At 65.4% G+C, this 18,066-nt stretch carries 16 protein-coding genes; 6 read left to right on the forward strand and 10 right to left on the reverse strand.

The window, feature by feature from the left end; genetic code table 11:
* Window positions 1-6: 6 nt before the first annotated feature.
* The 5 genes from IEY68_RS14945 to IEY68_RS14965 are packed head-to-tail and all read right to left on the reverse strand — an operon-like array spanning window position 7 to window position 5,429.
* Complete coding sequence (locus IEY68_RS14945) at window positions 7-735, reverse strand: enoyl-CoA hydratase (RefSeq protein ID WP_062998008.1); 729 nt, start codon at window positions 733-735, stop codon at window positions 7-9.
* Window positions 732-3,077: a xanthine dehydrogenase family protein molybdopterin-binding subunit gene (locus IEY68_RS14950; RefSeq protein ID WP_062997481.1), complete on the reverse strand. Its 2,346-nt coding sequence runs from the start codon at window positions 3,075-3,077 to the stop codon at window positions 732-734. Before IEY68_RS14950 ends, IEY68_RS14945 begins: the two co-directional genes overlap by 4 nt.
* The gene (locus tag IEY68_RS14955; RefSeq protein ID WP_229718792.1) at window positions 3,074-3,808 is read right to left on the reverse strand and encodes an SDR family NAD(P)-dependent oxidoreductase; all 735 of its coding nucleotides are present in this window, start codon (window positions 3,806-3,808) and stop codon (window positions 3,074-3,076) included. Before IEY68_RS14955 ends, IEY68_RS14950 begins: the two co-directional genes overlap by 4 nt.
* 35 nt (window positions 3,809-3,843) lie before the next feature.
* Window positions 3,844-4,650, reverse strand: coding sequence for an MBL fold metallo-hydrolase (locus IEY68_RS14960; protein WP_062997476.1), 807 nt, complete (start codon window positions 4,648-4,650; stop codon window positions 3,844-3,846).
* Window positions 4,647-5,429, reverse strand: a complete 783-nt coding sequence (locus tag IEY68_RS14965) for an SRPBCC family protein (protein ID WP_063916246.1) — start codon at window positions 5,427-5,429, stop codon at window positions 4,647-4,649. Before IEY68_RS14965 ends, IEY68_RS14960 begins: the two co-directional genes overlap by 4 nt.
* A 207-nt stretch (window positions 5,430-5,636) precedes the next feature.
* Between IEY68_RS14965 and IEY68_RS14970 the strand changes: the two genes are divergently transcribed.
* Window positions 5,637-6,095, forward strand: a complete 459-nt coding sequence (locus IEY68_RS14970) for an acyl-CoA thioesterase (protein ID WP_062997474.1) — start codon at window positions 5,637-5,639, stop codon at window positions 6,093-6,095.
* A gap of 63 nt (window positions 6,096-6,158) precedes the next feature.
* On the opposite strand, the gene IEY68_RS14975 is transcribed toward IEY68_RS14970, so the two are convergent.
* Window positions 6,159-7,706 carry a solute symporter family protein gene (locus IEY68_RS14975; protein WP_062997472.1) on the reverse strand — a complete coding sequence of 516 codons (1,548 nt, stop codon included), beginning with the start codon at window positions 7,704-7,706 and terminating at the stop codon, window positions 6,159-6,161.
* Window positions 7,703-8,074 carry a DUF485 domain-containing protein gene (locus IEY68_RS14980; protein WP_063916245.1) on the reverse strand — a complete coding sequence of 124 codons (372 nt, stop codon included), beginning with the start codon at window positions 8,072-8,074 and terminating at the stop codon, window positions 7,703-7,705. The genes IEY68_RS14975 and IEY68_RS14980 overlap by 4 nt, the downstream gene beginning before the upstream one ends.
* Before the next feature lie 224 nt (window positions 8,075-8,298).
* Here IEY68_RS14980 and IEY68_RS14985 point away from each other — a divergent pair, with 224 nt between their 5' ends.
* From IEY68_RS14985 to IEY68_RS14995, 3 genes are all read left to right on the forward strand, one after another.
* Window positions 8,299-9,876 (forward strand): class I adenylate-forming enzyme family protein, encoded by a 1,578-nt coding sequence (locus tag IEY68_RS14985; protein WP_062997468.1) that lies wholly within the window; start codon window positions 8,299-8,301, stop codon window positions 9,874-9,876.
* Between the two features lie 81 nt (window positions 9,877-9,957).
* Window positions 9,958-11,070, forward strand: a complete 1,113-nt coding sequence (locus IEY68_RS14990; RefSeq protein WP_062997467.1) for an alcohol dehydrogenase catalytic domain-containing protein — start codon at window positions 9,958-9,960, stop codon at window positions 11,068-11,070.
* Window positions 11,027-12,556, forward strand: coding sequence for an NAD-dependent succinate-semialdehyde dehydrogenase (locus tag IEY68_RS14995; RefSeq protein ID WP_062997466.1), 1,530 nt, complete (start codon window positions 11,027-11,029; stop codon window positions 12,554-12,556). Before IEY68_RS14990 ends, IEY68_RS14995 begins: the two co-directional genes overlap by 44 nt.
* A 36-nt stretch (window positions 12,557-12,592) precedes the next feature.
* Here IEY68_RS14995 and IEY68_RS15000 read toward each other — a convergent pair whose 3' ends face one another.
* The gene (locus tag IEY68_RS15000) at window positions 12,593-13,249 is read right to left on the reverse strand and encodes a TetR/AcrR family transcriptional regulator (protein ID WP_062997465.1); all 657 of its coding nucleotides are present in this window, start codon (window positions 13,247-13,249) and stop codon (window positions 12,593-12,595) included.
* Window positions 13,250-13,359: 110 nt separating this feature from the next.
* On the opposite strand from IEY68_RS15000, the gene IEY68_RS15005 reads away from it, so the two are divergent.
* Window positions 13,360-14,481 (forward strand): XdhC family protein, encoded by a 1,122-nt coding sequence (locus tag IEY68_RS15005; RefSeq protein ID WP_062997464.1) that lies wholly within the window; start codon window positions 13,360-13,362, stop codon window positions 14,479-14,481.
* Window positions 14,482-14,701: 220 nt separating this feature from the next.
* Here IEY68_RS15005 and IEY68_RS15010 read toward each other — a convergent pair whose 3' ends face one another.
* Both IEY68_RS15010 and IEY68_RS15015 read right to left on the reverse strand, forming a co-directional pair.
* Window positions 14,702-15,364 carry a GntR family transcriptional regulator gene (locus IEY68_RS15010; RefSeq protein WP_062997463.1) on the reverse strand — a complete coding sequence of 221 codons (663 nt, stop codon included), beginning with the start codon at window positions 15,362-15,364 and terminating at the stop codon, window positions 14,702-14,704.
* 100 nt (window positions 15,365-15,464) lie between these two features.
* Window positions 15,465-16,790 carry an MFS transporter gene (locus IEY68_RS15015; protein WP_062997462.1) on the reverse strand — a complete coding sequence of 442 codons (1,326 nt, stop codon included), beginning with the start codon at window positions 16,788-16,790 and terminating at the stop codon, window positions 15,465-15,467.
* A gap of 133 nt (window positions 16,791-16,923) precedes the next feature.
* Here IEY68_RS15015 and IEY68_RS15020 point away from each other — a divergent pair, with 133 nt between their 5' ends.
* Window positions 16,924-18,066: an acyl-CoA dehydrogenase family protein gene (locus IEY68_RS15020; RefSeq protein ID WP_062997461.1), complete on the forward strand. Its 1,143-nt coding sequence runs from the start codon at window positions 16,924-16,926 to the stop codon at window positions 18,064-18,066.

The raw sequence follows: 18,066 nt of genomic DNA on the forward strand, positions 1-18,066 counted from the left end.
GCGCCCTCACTTTCCCACGAATTTCGGCATACGGTTCTCCGCCCGCGCGAGTTGGCTCTCGGTGAAGTCCGCGCTCGCCCAGCATTGCTCGAATTCCTCGTCGAGGCGGGTCTCCCAGGTACCGGGTTCGGTCAGCGCCTGCACAGCGTGCTTGGAGTATTTCAGCGAAAGCGGCGCATAGGACGCGATCTCCCGCGCGAGTGCCCGCGCGTCGTCGGTGGAGCCGATTCTGTCCGCCAGCCCCCGGGTGAGGGCGGCGGGTGCGTCGAGGGTATCGGCGGCGAGCAGCAGCGCACGCGTGGTCGCTCCCCCGGCCAACGCCGCGAGACGGCGGATCGTCCACGGGTCGACGGCGAGGCCGTTGCGGGCCGTCGGGACCGCGAACTTCGCGGTAGGTGCGACGATGCGCAGATCGCAGGCGATGGCCAGTTGCGTACCCGCTCCTATCGCGGGCCCGTTGACCGCGGCGAGCACTGGAATCGGCGCCGAGGTGATCGCGCCCAACGCGGTGTAGAGGGCGGCGCGGAACCCGTCACCGTAGACCCCGCCCAAGTCCGCACCAGCGCTGAACGTGCTGCCTGCTCCGGTGATGACCAGCGCCCGGCTCCCCGCCGACACGCATTTGCCGACCGAGGCCGTGAGCTGGGTCAGGTGTGCGAGGTCCAGGGCGTTACGCTTTTCGTGACGATCGAGGGTGATCTCCGCGACGTCTCCGTGCTCGGTGACGGTGATCATCGCATCGCCTCCCACAAGGTGGCCGGTGTGATCGGCAGATGGTGGATCTCGATAGCGACCGCGTTGTGTACCGCGGCGGCGAGCACGGCGTTGGGGCCGAGCGTGCCGCCCTCGCCGACTCCGCGCACCCCGAGTGGATTGTCGGCCGGGACGGAGATGTGCTCGATGATCATCTCCGGCACCTCGTGACTGGTCGGCATCAGGTAATCCATCAGCGTTCCGGTCGACAGGTTGCCGGCGTCGTCATAGACCAGGTGTTCGTACAGGGCCCCACCGATACCCTGCGCGATGGACCCGACTATCTGCCCCTCCACGACCATGGGGTTGATGACGCGGCCCGCATCCTCGGTGCAGACCCATTTGAGGATTCTCAGGTCACCCGTCCTGCGATCTATCTCGATCGTGGCCGCCTGGGCTCCCGCGGCGAAGGCACCGCGGATCGGATCGAAGAATCGGGTCGCCTGCAGGCCGGGTTCGATTCCTTCCGGGAGCCGATTGGATTCCAGATAGGCGATCCGGGCCAGCTCTGCCAGCGTGGCCAGCGGTTTCGTGTCATCCGGACCCCAGACCTCGCCGCCTCTGCAGTCGAGGTCTCCGGCGTCCACTCCGTGCAGCGCGGCGGCGAGTTCGAGCACCTTCGCTTTCACCGCTTCCCCGGTCCGGTGTGCGGCACCGCCGCCGATGACGGCCTGCCGCGAGGAAAAGGCCCCGAATCCCCACAGGGATTCGTTGGTATCGCCGATGCGCACGTTGACATCCTCGTAGGGCACGCCCACCGCGTCGGCGACGATCTGGGCGATGGTCGTCTCCGACCCCTGTCCCTGGGTAGTGACTCCACTGAGCACTGTCACCTTGCCGTCGGGATCGACACGCACAGTGCACGCGTCGTGGCCGGTGCGGAAAGGCATCCGCGGGCCGGCCGCGGCGGCCCGCCCGAGTCCGGTGAGTTCGTTGTAGCAGGCGAAACCGATACCGATCGGGTTCTCACCCGTTTGCCGTCTACGCTGTTGTTCTGCGAGGAATTCGTCGTAGCCGATCGCCTCGACGCATTTGTCCAGACATGCGCCGTACCAGCCGGAGTCGTCGACGAGCCGACTGGGCATACGGTACGGGATCTCTTCCGGAGTCACGAGGTTCTTCCGTCGGATCTCGAGAGCGGTCATCCCCAACTCGGCAGCGGCGGCGGTCAGCACCGATTCCATCGCGAACACGGTCGCGGGCCGGGCCACTCCGCGGTACGGGCCCGCGTAGGCGGTATTCGTGGTGACACCGCGGGTAACACACCGGTAGTTGTCGAGCCGGTAGGGTCCGGACAGCAGGCCACCGGCCATGAGGGGTTCGATACCCGCGGTCCACGGATACACCGAGTAGGCGCCGACATTGCAGGTGATGTCCGCGTCCAGGGCGAGCAACGTGCCGTCCTTCGCGAACCCGGCCTTGACGAGGTACCGGTGATCGCGGGCGTGGGCGGCGGCTTGTAGATGCTCGGCTCGGTCTTCCACCCACTTGAGTGGGTATCCCCTCATCTCGCGTGCCATCACGCACAACGCGAGATCCTCCGGGTACAGCACAGCTTTGGTGCCGAAACCGCCGCCCACATCGGGAGCGATGACCCGGACGTTGGACTCCGCCAGACCGAGCAACTCGGCGAGCATATTCCGTACCAGATGCGGAATCTGCGTACCCGACCACAGGGTGAGTTTGTCGTCGACCGGATCCCACAACGCGACTCCCGCCCGGCATTCCATCGGATTTCCGGCGTGCCGATTCGTGGTGAGTTCCCGTTCGACGACGACATGCGACCTCGCGAAGGCCTCCTCGACATCTCCGGCGTCGAACTTTCGTTCCAGCAGGACGTTGTCGGGCGCCTCTTCGTGAACCGGGACCTCCGGCGGCTGCCACGCGATCACCGTGGCGGGCAACTGATCGTAGTCGATATCGATCCGTTCGATCGCGTCCTCTGCGAGGTAGCGGCTTTCCGCGACGACCGCTGCCACCGCCTCACCCGCGAAGCGGACCTTCTGCCACGCCAGGATCGGCTGCGCCGTCTCGACGTAACTGGTGAGCGCTGACTGCGCGCGTAGTGCGATGGACCGGAACGCGGGCAGCGCGCCCGCGAACACGCCGTGAACCCCCGCCAGGGCCTCCGCCGCGGCAAGGTCGACCTTCGTGATGGTGGCGTGACCGTAGGGACTGCGCAGGAAGGCGATATGCCGCATCCGCGGCAGGTCGAGATCGGAAACGTAACGGCCGTGACCGGTGATCAGTCGCGCGTCTTCCTTACGGCGAACGGACCTGCCCACGGCACCGGCAACGGGTTCAGCAGCGTGCTCGATCGTCATGGCATCGAATACCCACCATTGACGGACACGATCTGGCCGGTGGTCCAGGACGACCTCGGCGAGGACAGCAGCAGGATCGTGGGGGTGACATCGTCGGGCGTTCCGAAGCGGCGCAGCGGATACGCCGCGAGAATGCGCTTCATCTTCGCGTCGTCGGCGTTGCCGGTATGGGCGTCGAGGCTCCCGGTCTGCACGAGTGCGATCGAGACGGCGTTCGCGCGGATCTTGTGGCGTGCGAGTTCCTTCGCCAGCGATTTGGTCAATCCCACCGTGGTAGCGCGGGTGGTCGCGGTGACGAGGAGACGGGATTCGCCCACGCGGCCGGAGTCGCCCATCAGGTTGATGATCGAGCCCTCGACATTGCAGTCGACCATTTGCCGGGCGACGGCTTGGGTGACACGCAGCGTGCCGGCAACGGTGATCTCGATCTGCGGAGCCCAATCCTCCTCCGTGGTCTCCAGGAACGGCTTGCTCTGAGTTACGGCGGAGTTGTTGACGAGGATGTCGATCGGCCCGAGTTCGGATTTGACCGCCTCGACCGCGGCATTCACAGCAGCCCCGTCGGCCAGGTCGGCGCCGACCGCGATCGCGCGCACTCCCAGTGCCGCGGCTTCCTTTGCAGCTTCCTCGGCGCCGTGGGCCGACGCGTTGTAATGGAAGGCGACGTTCGCGCCTTCCGCCGCGTAGGCCGCGCCGATCGCACGGCCGAGGCCTTTGCCCGCGCCGGTCACCAGGACGGTCTTGTCTGCCAGACCGAGGTTCATTGTCAGTTCTCCTTGTTGTAGGTCCAGCGCGGTGCACCGTCGATGGTGGTCAGCCGGCCGGCTTGCATGCCCGGGAAGTGGGCGGCGAGGATATCGGTATCGGTATCGGCGAACTCCGAGACGAAGTCGGCGCGGACGGCGGCGGCCGCGACGGAATCGAAGTCGAACGCGAAATGCCAGTGCGGTTCGACGAGTTCGATCGGGGTGTGGGCGAGATCGCCGATCAGTGCGGCGCGCTGTCCCTCGCTGGAGACGATGAGGGTGGTCGAGCCCGGCGTATGCCCCGGGGTGTGGCGGGCATCCAATCCGGGGGCGAGGGTCGCATCACCGGCGAAGAGCTCGAGTCGGCTCTCGAGCGGCCTGAGCTTGCGCACGGCGCCGGGTTCGGCGGACGGGCTTTCGACGAAATGCTCCCAGTCGAGCTCGTGCACGCGATACGCGGCATTCTCGAAGACCACAGCGCCCTTCTTCGACGCCCATCCGACATGGTCGAAATGCAGGTGCGTGAAAATCACATCGGTGATTTCGCCCGGCTCCAGCCCCTGCGCTTTCAGGCTCTCGAGAAACTGGCCGCCACGGTACTTTCCGTTGTCGATCGTCCCGACGCCCGCATCGACGAGGATGTTGCGATCGCCCGAGCGGATCAGATACCCGCCGACGGCGAGTTCGAGACGCCCATCGTCGGTGAGCAGTTCTTCGTGCTCGTCCCAGGGGTCGCCCGGGACCTCGGGCCGGAGCAGTACCTCACGGGGATCCTCCTGGCCTGCGCCGTCGAGGAGGGGCGTCAACAGCAGCGAACCCAATTTCATCGGATCTCCTCGGTGTTGCCCGGGTTGGACGTGTTGATCGGACCGGTCTCGGCGAACGGCCCGTTGTAGCCGGAGTAGGTGGGAAAAATGAGGTTGATGGTGAGCGGGAGGCCCGCAGCCGGGTAGCCGCCGAATGCCCCGGGCCGGGCGGGCCCGGCTCGGCCGCGCCCCCTCCTGGTCAAGAGCACGATCAACGTGACCACTGCGGCCAACGCCCCGGCGCCGGGTAATGCGTACTTCGCCACGATGCCGCTCATGCTGCCCATGACATCGAGGGGCTCGACCTCGTCGATCGTCTTGGGTCGCGCTGGGGCGCCCCCGGTCAGGTCCGCTGCGCCGCCGGATATCTCGGCTTCGAGATTCCGCACGAACTGACCGAGAAGTTTGTTGGAGACATCGGCGATTACGCCGCGTCCGAAACCGGCGACGCGGCCGGACAGTGCGAGATCGGTCAGGACGTGGACGCTGGTACCGGTTCCCTGCTCCGACAGGGTGACAGTGATCGTCGCCTTGGCACCGCCCTGACCACCCACATCTTTACCCTCGGCCCGGATAACGATCCGGTGGCCGGTGGCATCCTTCTCGACGAAGCGGCCGGCCCCCTTGTACTGGGCCGAGACCGGCCCGACCTTGATCTTGACAGCACCCTCGAAGTCATCGCCGTCGATACCCAGGACCGCGGCACCGGGAAGACACGGGATCACCCGCCCGATATCGAGGAAGACGTCCCAGGTCTGCGCCACCGGGAGATCCACGGAGAAGGTGTTGATGAGTTCCACAGAGCCATCCTAACTAATACTCGTTAGTATCGAGGTTACGGAGCACGTCCAGCCGTGTCAAACCTCCCCGGAGGCTCGCGGAGCACCGTTTCGCAGCCGAATCCGGGAGGGCCGATCGGCAACGCAATTGCCCACTCCAGCAATGGATTCGGCCATATCCGTCCGGGACACCCGGGTGCTTTTCGAACGAGAGACAGGAGAACGATCATGAGCGCCGAAACAGTCGATCTGCGCGAGAACCCGACCGTGGCGGACTTCCCGGTGCGCCGTGCAGTCACCACACGGTGGTCCGACAACGATATGTACGGTCATCTGAACAACGCCGTCTACTACCAGCTCTTCGATGCGGCGATCAACAGCTGGATCATCGAGCGATCCGGACTCGACCCGGTCGGCACCGCCGCCTTGGGTGTCGTCGTCGAGTCCGGGTGCCGATACCTCGAGCAACTGCAGTTTCCGCAAACCCTCGAGGTCGGCATCCGCGTAGCCCGGCTGGGCCGTACCAGCGTCACCTACGACCTCGGACTCTTCACCGCCGGCACGCCGGCGACGGCGACGGTCGCCGCTCGCGGCCGGTGGGTCCACGTCTATGTCGATCGCGGCACGCGGCGCCCGGTACCGATTCCCGCCGATCTGCGCCGGCTTTTCGAGACGGCCACCGGATAGTCGCCCAACGACCGCACCCGGTTCTGTGGCTGCACACACCGCCGCAGCCACAGAACCGCGATCCTAGGATTCCTCGGCGCCGAGCCCGACCTGCGACCGCACACGCAGCTCGGTGAAGGCCGGCTCCTGACGGGGGTCCGGTTTCCCGACCATGGTTCCGACCCAGCAGGCCACGAACCCGACGGGGATCGATACCAACACCGGGAAGGTCAGCGGGAAGGGCGCATCCGCGGCGCCTCCCGGCCACACCTGAGGGCCGAGGATGATCAGCACGACGGAGCTGACCAGGCCGGCACCGATTCCGATCACCGCCCCGAGAGTGTTGAAGCGCCTCCAGCTCAGACTGAGCGCGAGAGCCGGGAAATTCGCACTCGCCGCGATCGACAACGCCAACCCGACGAGCAGCGCGACATTGATTCCCGGTCCGAGTAGAAGTGTCAGCACGATCGCGACCACCCCGACACCGGCAGCCGCAATCCGGGCGACGATCGCACCTTCGCGTTCGGTCGCAGTGCGTCGCTTGACGACATTGAACCAGAGGTCATGGGACAGAGCACCCGACGCCGACAGCACCAGGCCGGCCACCACAGCCAGAATAGTGGCGAACGCGACCGCGCTGACCAGGGCGATGAAGACATCGCCGCCGAAACTTCCCTCGCCGCCGCCGAGGTACTGCGCGAGCAACGGGGCGGTCAGGTTTCCGCCGGCAGTTTCTTTTTCCGATCCGGCCGGAAGGATCGCGCGAGCTCCGTACCCGATGATCGAGGTCATGATGAAGAAGACACCGATGATTCCGACAGCCCATCCCACCGAGCGTCGCGCGGCTCGAGCATCGGGAACAGTGAAGAATCTGATCAGAATATGCGGAAGCGCGGCCGTGCCGATGGCGTAGGCGACCGCCGAGGACAAGGTGTTGAGCGGGTTCGCGCTCGACCCGCCCGGGGCCAGGTAGGCGTCGCCGGCGGGATGCTTATCGGCGGCCGCTTCGAACAAGCTCAGGGGGTTGAAATCGAACTTCCAGAGGACGCTCACACACAGGGCCGCGCCGACGATCAGCAGCAGCGCCGCCTTGATGATCTGAACCCAGGTCGTCGCGAGCATACCGCCGAATACGACGTAGAACAGCATCGCGACGCCTGTAATGATCACGGCGGGCGTGAAGTTCATTCCGGTCAGCGCTCGGATGAGTACGCCCGCGCCGACGAGTTGGGCGATGAGGTAGAAGACGACCACCACCAGTGTGGCCAGCGAGGTGGCAGCCCGCACGGGACGCTTGCTGAAGCGGAACGAGAGCACGTCCGCGATCGTGTACTGGCCGGCATTGCGCATCTTTTCCGCGAACAGCAGCAGGATCAACAGGAACGAGAAGATCGCGGCCGTTGCCAGCACCCACCCGTCGAACCCGGTGAGGAAGATCAAGCCGGTGAAACCGAGAAAGGTCGCCGCCGACATCAGGTCCCCGGAGATCGCGAACCCGTTCTGGACGCCGGTGACGCTGCGGCCGGCGGCATAGAAGTCCGATTGGGTGCTCGTCCGACGAGCGGCCCAGAACGTCACGATGACCGTGACGGCCAGTACGGCGGCGAAGAAGAACAGCCTGGTGGGGTTCATGCGGGGCCTCCAGACGAAGAGGTGCCCGTAACCGCCTCCAGTGCTCTGTTTTCGAGCGGGACGAAGACCCGTGTCGACGCACGGAGGTACGCGGCGGTGACCACCCACACGAGAACGAACTGCGACAGGCCGAGGGCATATGCCACCGTGACCCCGCGAGCGACGAACTGCCCCATGAAGTTATGGGCGTAGGCGGTCAGAATTACGAATGCGCCGAACCACAGAATCGAGCCCGCGAGTGCGACTCGGACGAATCCGGTTCTGCGATCGACCAATTCCGCGAAGTCGGGTGAGGCCGCGACCTGCTGGAAATCGGGGTCGACAGGTGCGTACCGAGTACGCCCGATCGTGGAGTGATCCACTGCCATGATTCCTCTCGAACAGGCCGCTGGAGATGGCAGCCACGTATAACTAACTAATATGCGTTAGTATGTGGGTGTGATCGCCCTCACGTCAAGAGGTCGCAATGACGACGACCCGGCAACCCTGCGATCACACACACCCGCACACCATCGCGCCGCCACACCCCCCTTTCGCCGGGGCTACCCGAGCGGTACGCTAACTAACGCTCATTAGTAGACTCGGAGGTATCGTGCTGCACACCGACGTGATCGTGCCCGTCCCCCAACTGCTGGCCAAGCACGCCGCGGAGCGACCCGGACAGGTCGCTTTTCGAGACCCGGGCCAGGCCGTGACCTACGCCGAACTCGATTCTCGAACGGCTCGCCTGGCCGGCCATTTCCGTGAACTCGGCCTGCAATCAAGCGACCGCTTTCTGATGTATCTGGACAACTGCGTCGAAGTAGCGGAAGGGTATTTGGTGGCCCCGCGTGCCGATATCGTGACCGTCTGCGCCAATCCCGGCGGGACGAAGCACGAGTTCGAGCACATCCTCAGGGATTCCGGCGCCACCGCCGTTCTCACCGACCGCGCACATCTGCCGACCGTGCTCGAGCTGATCGACGGCGGGGCCGGCCGCGCGCCCGTGAAGTTCGTCGTCGTCACCGGCACACCCACCCATCTCTCCTACGCGGGCGATACGAAAGTGGTGTTCTACGACGATCTGGTCGCGCAGGAACCCGCACGCCGCGCGCCCGACTCCACCCACCTCGACGCGTGGTGCTGGATGCTCTATACGTCCGGAACCACCGGCCGGCCGAAGGGGGTGCGCCTCACCCAGCGCAGCTGCCTGTGGGTGGTGGGCGCGTGCTGGGTGCCGATCGCCGGGCTGAACGAATCCGACGTGCTGCTGTCCGCACTCCCCCTCTTCCACTCCTACACCCTGGTGCTGTGCGTCCTGGGAGTGGCCGCCACCGGGGCGAGCGAGTACCTCCTGCCCAAGTTCTCCCCCACCCAGGTGCTTCGGGCGGCAGCCGAGGACGGGATCACCTTCCTACCCGGCGTACCGACGATGTTCCGGTACCTCATGGATTCGGCCGGCGGCACCCGGCTCGATGCGCCTTCGCTTCGCCTGTGTGTCTCCGCCGGCGCGCTGATGGCCACCGCGCTCAACGAAGCATTCGAGGAATTCGCCGCGGTGCCGTTGCTCGACGGCTACGGAATCACCGAAACATCCACCATGGTCACGATGAATTCACCGACCGGCGGCAGGGTCCTCGGTTCCTGCGGCCTGCCGCTGCCCGGCCTGACGGTCCGCCTGATCGATCCCGCGACGGGCACCGACGCCGCACCCGGCGAGGAAGGTGAACTGTGGGTACAGGGACCCAACGTGATGCAGGGCTACCACGAATTGCCACAGGCGACCGCGGACGTGCTGACCGATGGCTGGTACCACACCGGCGATCTGGCCCGCCGCGACGAGAACGGGTTCATCCGGATCAGTGGACGGGTCAAGGAGTTGATCATCCGCGGCGGGGAGAACATCTATCCGGCCGAGATCGAGGATATTCTCATCGCTTGCGCGAGTGTGGCCGATGCGGCCGTCGTAGCCGCGCCGCACGATGCACTCGGGGAGGTCCCCGTCGCGTTCGTGGTCGCCGTGGGCGACGACGGTATCGACGAGGACGAGCTGCGAACCCGCTGCGCCGAGGCATTGTCCTACTTCAAGGTCCCGACCGAATTCATCGCGGTCCCCGAGATTCCGCGTACCGGGTCGGGGAAGATTCAACGCCACCTGTTGCGGCGGCAGGAACCGTCCACCGTCGAATAGTCAGCCGCCACAGCGCATATGGCACAGCCGAGGAGCAGGCAGCGGCTGTTCATCGCAGCACGCAGACGAAGGAAATCATTGATGAAGGTTCACGGAGCAGTCCTCGAGGCGAGCGGCAGGCCCCGGCCGTACGCGGAATCGACGCCGATCTCGATCGCCGAATTGGAACTCGACCCTCCCGGATACGACGAAGTCCTCGTCCGGATCGAAGCGGCAGGCGTATGCCATTCCGACCTCTCGGTGGTCGACGGCAACCGTCCGCGGCCGATCCCGATGCTGCTCGGTCACGAAGCCGCGGGCCGGATCGAACAGCTCGGCGAGGGGGTATCGGATCTGACGGTCGGCCAGCGCGTTGTCATGGCGTTCCTGCCGCGCTGTGCCGATTGCGCCGAATGCCGGACCGAAGGCAAGCTGCCCTGCGCCCCCGGCAGCGCGGCGAACAACGCGGGAACCCTCCTCGGTGGAGATATCCGGCTGCACCGCGGCGGCGGCGATATCAAGCACCATCTCGGCGTCTCGGGCTTCGCCACACACGCGGTCGTAGACCGGCATTCGGTCGTTCCGGTCGGAGACGATGTTCCCCCGGAGATCGCGGCCGTACTCGGTTGTGCCGTCCTCACCGGTGGCGGCGCCGTCGTCAATGCCGGCCGGCCGGGACCAGGACAGACCGTCATGGTCGTCGGGCTCGGAGGTGTCGGTATGGCGGCGCTGATCACCGCGGTGTCCCTCGGGGAAGGCGAGGTGATCGGTGTCGATTCCAATCCCGACAAGCTCACCCAGGCGGCCGAGCTGGGCGCGTCGGCCACGTTCACTCCGCAGGAGGTCGCGGAACTGAACATCAAGGCGCCGATCGTCATCGAGGCAGCGGGTCATCCACGCGCTTTCGAGACCGCCGTCGATGCCACCGCCCCCGGCGGCACGACCGTGACCGTCGGACTCCCGGCACCGGACGCCCGTTCCTCGATCTCGCCACTGGGGCTCGTGGCCGGGGCACGCACCATCATCGGCAGCTATCTCGGATCCGCGGTCCCCGCTCGCGACATTCCGTTGTTCGTCCAGCTGTGGCGCGAGGGAAAGCTCCCGGTCGAGAAGCTCATCTCGTCCCGAATCGCCCTGTCGGACATCAACGCCGCGATGGACCAACTCGCCGATGGCAACGCCATCCGGCAAGTCATCGTCTTCGAAGAGAAGTGAGGAAGCATTGACCACCACCCGGACTTCCCCGCGGGCACTGCTCACATCCGTGCCCACCTGGCTCTACATCGACGGGAAGTGGCGTGCGTCGACCGACGGCGGGACCTTTGCGGTACATGATCCCGCGACAGGTCTCGAACTCGCCTCCGTAGCCGATGCCACCGAGGCCGACGGATCGCAGGCGCTCGCCGCGGCTACCGCGGCCCAGAAGTCCTGGGCGCGAACAGCTGCACGTGACCGCGCCGAACTACTCCGCGCGGCATTCGAGGCAGTGATCGCTCGATCGGACGACTTCGCCCAGCTGATAACGCTCGAGATGGGCAAACCCTTGGCAGAGGCGCGCGGCGAGGTCGTATACGGCGCCGAATTCCTCCGCTGGTTCTCCGAAGAGGCCGTTCGCGTCTCGGGCAGGTACTCGACCGCACCCGACGGAAAGACGCGGCTGCTCGTCCACAAGCGGCCCGTGGGGCCCTGCCTGTTCATCACACCGTGGAACTTCCCATTGGCCATGGCTACCCGCAAGATCGCCCCCGCCATCGCGGCCGGCTGCACGATGGTGATCAAACCCGCCGCGCTCACTCCGCTGACCACACTGTTGTTCGCGCAGGTACTCGAAGAGGTCGGGCTGCCCGCCGGCGTCCTGAACGTCATCCCCACCTCGCGCGCCGGCGCCGTCACCGAGCCCCTCATCGCAGACCCTCGGCTCCGGAAACTGTCCTTCACCGGATCCACCGAAGTCGGGCGCCGACTGCTCGCCGACTCGGCACAGCGGGTTCTGCGCACCTCCATGGAACTCGGGGGCAACGCGCCGTTCCTCGTCTTCGCCGACGCCGACATCGATGCCGCCGTCGACGGTGCCATGGTCGCGAAATTGCGCAATATGGGGCAGGCCTGCACCGCGGCGAATCGGTTCATCGTTCACGAGTCCGTCGCAGCGGAGTTCGCGAGCAAGCTCGCGCACAAGATGCAGCAACTGGTTGTGGGGCCCGGTATCGAACCGGATTCTCAGATCGGCCCGCTGATCGATGCGGGCTCCCGCGACAAGGTGCACGACCTGGTCCAGGATGCCGTGCGGACCGGCGCCTCGATCGTCGCCGGTGGCGATCCACTGCCCGGCGACGGGTACTTCTATTCACCGACCGTGTTGACCGGGGTGGATGCGGATACTCGCATTCTGCGCGAAGAGATCTTCGGGCCCGTGGCGCCGATCACGACGTTCCGGGACGAACAGGACGCTGTCCGGCTCGCCAACGACACCGAATACGGCCTCGTCGCCTACGTCTATACCCGCGATACCTCGCGCACACTGCGCGTGAGTGAGGAGATCGAGTCCGGGATGCTGGGAATCAACGTCGGTGTCGTATCCAACCCGGCCGCGCCGTTCGGCGGGGTCAAACAGTCGGGCCTCGGGAGAGAGGGTGGCGTCGAAGGAATCGAGGAGTACCTCGACATCCGGTACGTCGGGCTCGCGGACCCCTACGCCTGATCCGGTCTCCGGAAGCCGGCCGCCGCGACCGGACGGTCAGCGCGTGGCGGCCGGTTTCCGTGCCCGGCCGCGGCGTGCGGTCGGTGTCTGTCTGGCTCCGACCATGCTCAACGCGTATTCGCTGTACTGCCGGGCCACCTCCTCGGCGGTCAACGCCCCGCCCTCGTGGAACCATCGCGCAATACTCACACTCATCTCGCGAATCGCGAACGACGCGAGTTTGGGGTTCTCGACCGTGAAGACGCCCGCCTCCTGGCCGTCGATGATGATCTGCCGGAACTCCCGCTCGTGGCGACGCCGAATCTGCTGGGCCGTAGTCCGTTCCGGCTCATCGAGACTCGTCGAGTCCTGGTTCACCACCAGCGCTTCGCGCGGATGAGTGGCGTGGTGCAACGCATATACCTCGGTGGCCGCACGAAGCCGCTCCACCGGACTGTCGATCTCCGCGATCACCCGGTCGAAATCCCCTACGACACGATCGAGAGTCCCCAGGACTATCTCCTTCAACAGCGAGCTCTTCGACTCCATGTGGTTGTAGAGGCTCGGTGTCCGGATATCGAGCCGCTCCGCCACCTGTTTGAGCGAGGTGCCGTGATAGCCGCGTTCCGCGAACAGAGTCAGTGCCGCATCGAACACGTCCGCCCGCGTGACAGACGGTCCGGGCGCCGAACGCTTGTCGATATAGCCAGTCATCGTCCCATCTTCCCAGCCATCGCTATCGGTCTTGCTCCGCCACTCCAGCAAAAGTACAGTTTAACGAATGTTAGTTAGTTTACTTCGACGCTCTTCCAAGGAGGTGTGGCGTGCGCGAGATCCTCGATCAACTCGTGATGTGGAACCGTGAGAACATCGCCTACGCGGTCGCAACCGTGATCCAGACGTTCGGCAGCGCGCCCCGCGGCCCCGGGGCGGCGATGGCCGTCTCGGAGAACAACGTTGTGGTGGGCAGTATCTCCGGAGGTTGTGTCGAGTCGGCGGTCGTCGCCATCGCCGCAGACGTCATCGCGAGCGGTGCGGCGTCCTACCAGCGGTTCGGAGTGTCCGATGACGACGCCTTCGCCGTGGGCCTGACCTGCGGCGGGACCATCGAGGTATTCGTCGTTCCACACACCCCCGCCTTCGCGCGAACGCTGGACGGATTGCACCGTGCCGTGCACGCTCAGGCACCCGTCGCGCTCGGCACCACGCTGTCGGGACCGAACCCGGCACACCTGCTCTTCGACGGGACGCTTCATGGATCCACGGGTTCGGCAGCCCTCGACCGCGCCGTCGAAAGCCGGATGGCCGGGCTGCTCGCCGCCGGCGCCAGCGACGTCGTCGAATGCAGTGCCGGAGAACGGTGCCATTCGACTGCCGGACTGTTCGTCACCAGCTTCGCCCCGCCTCCACGAATGATCGTTTTCGGGGCCATCGACTTCGCTCACGCAGTCGTCCGTGTCGGCAAACTCATGGGCTACTTCGTCACGCTGTGCGACGCGCGACCGGCATTCGCTACACGCGCGCGATTTCCGGAAGCCGACGAAATCGTCATCGATTGGCCGCACCGGTATCTGCGGTCACAGCATCTCGACCCGCGGGCGGCGCTGTGCGTCCTGACACACGACGAGAAGTTCGACGTGCCGCTGCTCGAGTACGCGCTACGTCTGGACGTGGGTTACGTAGGTGCGATGGGGTCCCGCCGCACCTGCCTCAACCGCGAACGGGAGCTGCGGCTGCTCGGCCTCGGCGACACAGAGCTCGACCGGCTACACGCCCCCATCGGGCTCGACATCGGGGGGCGGACCCCCGCGGAGACGGCGATCTCCATCGCGGCCGAAATCGTCAGCGCGCGTGAAGGACGCCCGGGAAAGCCGCTGCGCGAAAGTCGTTCGCCGATCCACGCTCGAATCGATGAGGCACCGAAAAGGGCAGCGCGACTTGCATGATGAACGCCAGTTGCCCCGGAAGCGCGAGGAAACCTGAGCCCACCTGCACATTCTCAGCCAGGTGTTGGATCACGTCCGAGTCGTATCGCGCTCGATCGCGGCGCCGGTCGCGAGCGGGGTTGCCGGAGGCCTTGCTGAGCGAGCAGCGGCTGCACGAAAGAAAGATGCCCACCGTGGCCGAGCGATGCCGATGTGGTCGCGGATGGGTGCGGACCAGGTCTCAGAACTGCTGCTGGAGGGATAGACGGAGATCTCGGGCCTGCGCAATGTGCAACTCGGCGAGTTCGCCTGCTGCCTTCTCGTCCCGCTGTTCGACGAGTTCGATGATACGACTGTGTTGGCTGTGGGCTTCCTTCCATCGGCCAGGAACACTGAGTGTTGTCGCAGGAAGCTGAGCCACCTGGAGGGTGAGCCGGGCTTGCAGGTCGAGCAGCGCCTCGTTGTGTGCCGCGGCGGCGAGGGCCCGATGGAAAGCACGGTTTGCGATCATCAAGTCCAGGGGTGTCGACACGTCCGGATCGAGCGCATCCTCGCGTTCCCACATCGAACGCATCCGCAAAATGTCGATTTCGCCGCGTCGGGCGGCAGCATCCTGGGCGATGGCCCGCTCGAGCCACGTACGGGCTCGATAGATGTCATTGATCTCTTCCGGTGTACGCACGCGAATTCTCGCCATCGCGCCTTGGCGGATGACCATTCCGTCCTGTTCGAGGCGCGTGAGAGCTTCGCGGATAGGTGTCCGGCTGACCCCGTATCGTTCACTCAGAGCATTCTCCGACAGTCGGTCGTTGATACCGAGCCGTCCCTGCACGATGTCTTCGGATATTTGGGTGTACAGCGCGAGTGACCCGCCCAGGTGCTCGTTTCCGACGTCACTCGACATTCGCTCACTCCTCCACTGAACGGTGCATGGCCCTGTATACATCCAGTGTAGAGGCTGCCCGCCCGGTATGGTCGCAGGCAGCCTCCCGACCGTCGTTCCCCTACAGGGAAATTCGCTCACGACGCCCGTCGGCAGGGTCGTCGGGCACGGCCGCCGCTGCCGGCTGGGCCAGGTAGGCGGCCACGGCGCTGATCGCCGCGGTGGCCATCATGTATCCGACGAATATCCAGGGTCGGTCGTCACCGGCAGCGACGAGAGCCGTCGCGATGATCGGCAACGGCCCGCCGAACAGGGCCCCTGCGACCTGGACGCCGAGGGAGAGCCCACTGTAGCGAACCCGGGCGGGGAAAAGTTCGGCGAAGAAGCTCGGCTGGGTGCCGTACACCGAACCGTGGGCGAGCCCGAACGCGATGGCGAGGGCCACGGTCAGCAGAACGCCGTTCTCCTGGTCGAGAACGAGGAAGAACGGAGCGGCGGTGATTCCGAGTGCCATCAGTCCGGCGATGTACACCGGGCGCCGTCCGACGCGGTCCGAGAGGATCGCGAAGTAGGGCATCGCGATCACTTCGACGGCCGCTCCGACGGCGACGGCGATCAGGACGGTCTGCCTATCGAAGCCGAGCGTGGTGGTCGCGTAGGACAGGACGAAGGTCGCGAAGGTGTAGAAGAAAGTGTTCGGGCCCATATGGGCGAGCACGAGTAGCACCACCTGCCTCGGATACACACGCACCACCTCGACAATCGGCATCTTCGCCACATTTCCGGAATCGACGTTGTCGGCGAAGGCCGGGCTTTCGGTGACATTGAGCCGGATGAACATGCCGATCAGCACCAGCGCGATGCTGGAGAGGAACGGTATGCGCCAGCCCCAGGAGAGGAACGCATCGTCGGGCAATTGGTTGAGCAGCAGGAACACCAGGGTGCCGAGAATCAATCCGAGGGGAACGCCCATCTGTGGCCAGCAGCCCCAGAGCCCGCGCTTGCCGTCGGGAGCATGCTCGACTGCCATGACGACACCGCCGCCGTATTCGCCGCCGACCGCGAACCCCTGCAGGATCCGCAGCGTCACCAGCAGGATAGGCGCGAGGACCCCGATCGACTCGTAAGTGGGTAGGGCACCGATCAGGGCCGTGGCGAAACCCATCAGCAGCAGGGTGAAGACCAGCATCTTCTTGCGGCCCATGCGGTCGCCGAAGTGACCGGCGATGATTCCGCCGAGGGGACGGGCCAGCCACCCCACGGCGAAGGTGGCAAAGCTCAGCAGGGTGCCTGCGACCGTGGAGAACTCCGGAAAGAACAGCTTGTTGAAGATCAACGCGGCAGCGGTGCCGTAGATGAAGAAGTCGTACCACTCGACCGTCGAGCCGACCAGGGTGGCCAGCGCCACCCGCCCTGGCGTGGTCGGCCGCTTCCGGGCTAAAGACATGAGGTAATTCCTTCGGGATTCGAGGCGGTGGGACCGCTAGATCACCACCGATGTTTGGTGATGGCCATCACCAGCGGTAAGCTGTATACAACACCATGGTAATGAATCCAGGCAAGGTTTGAAGGAGGAATCAGTGCCAGGACTGGCTGAGGAACAGGCAGCGTTCGCCGAATCGGTGCGCGCGTTCGGGCTCAAACATCTCGCGGGTGGCGCATTGGCGAGAGCGCATGACCCCCACTACTCGTGGGAGACTGCCAAGTCCCTCGCTGAGCAGGGTCTGTTGGGGCTGACGATCCCCGAAGCCGACGGCGGGCAGGGAGCCACGCTCATGGACGCAGTGATCGCCATTCAGGAGTTGGCGTTGATCTGCCCGAAGAGCGCCGATATCGTGCAGGCCGGCAACTTCGGTGCCATCCGCACGTTCGCGGAGTTCGCCACGCCGGACCAGAAGCGTCGATACCTGGCGGGTTTACTCGAGGGCCGGGAGCTGATCGCCCTCGGGATGAGCGAGCCGGAGGCGGGCTCTGCGGTGACCGAACTGAAGACGAGCGCCGCAGAGGACGGGGACGAGTACGTCATCAACGGGACGAAGATCTGGTCTACGCACAGTTCGGATGCGACGCTGTACCTGGTGTATGTACGGTTCGCCCCGGGCGCCGACGGTATCGGTTCGGTGTTGGTCGAGCGCGGAACGCCAGGGTTCGAGATCGGCGAACCGAGTGCCTACATGTCCGGCGAGGTGTGGTCTCAGCTGTACTTCGACAACTGTCGTATCCCGAAGCGCAACGTACTTCTCGGCGCCGGCGGCTTCAAGAAGCAGATGAGCGGGTTCAACGTCGAACGTATCGGTAACTCCGCTCGCTCGATCGCCATCGGCCGACTCGCATTCAATATTGCTCGCGAGCACGTGAGTCAGCGTGAGCAGTTCGGCCACACCCTCAACGAGTTCCAAGGCTTGCAGTGGAAGTTCGCGGAGTCGGCGGTGGCATTGGACGGAGCGCAACTGCTTCTCGAACGCGCCGTCGTGAATGCGACGGATGGGCTTCCTTCCGCGTACGACACAGCGGTGGCGAAACTGGCGGCAAACGAGGCCGGGTTCCTCGCTGCCAACAATGCGATGCAGGCCATGGGCGCCATGGGCTACAGCACCGAGTCGCTCGTCGAATACTGCATGCGTCGTACGCGCGGATGGATGATCGCCGGCGGATCGACCGAGATCTTGAAGAATCGTATCGCCGAATCGGTATTCGGTCGTCGCTTCAGTCAGCGAGGTTGA

The organism is Nocardia jinanensis, assembly GCF_014645735.1.
Taxonomy (GTDB): domain Bacteria; phylum Actinomycetota; class Actinomycetes; order Mycobacteriales; family Mycobacteriaceae; genus Nocardia; species Nocardia jinanensis.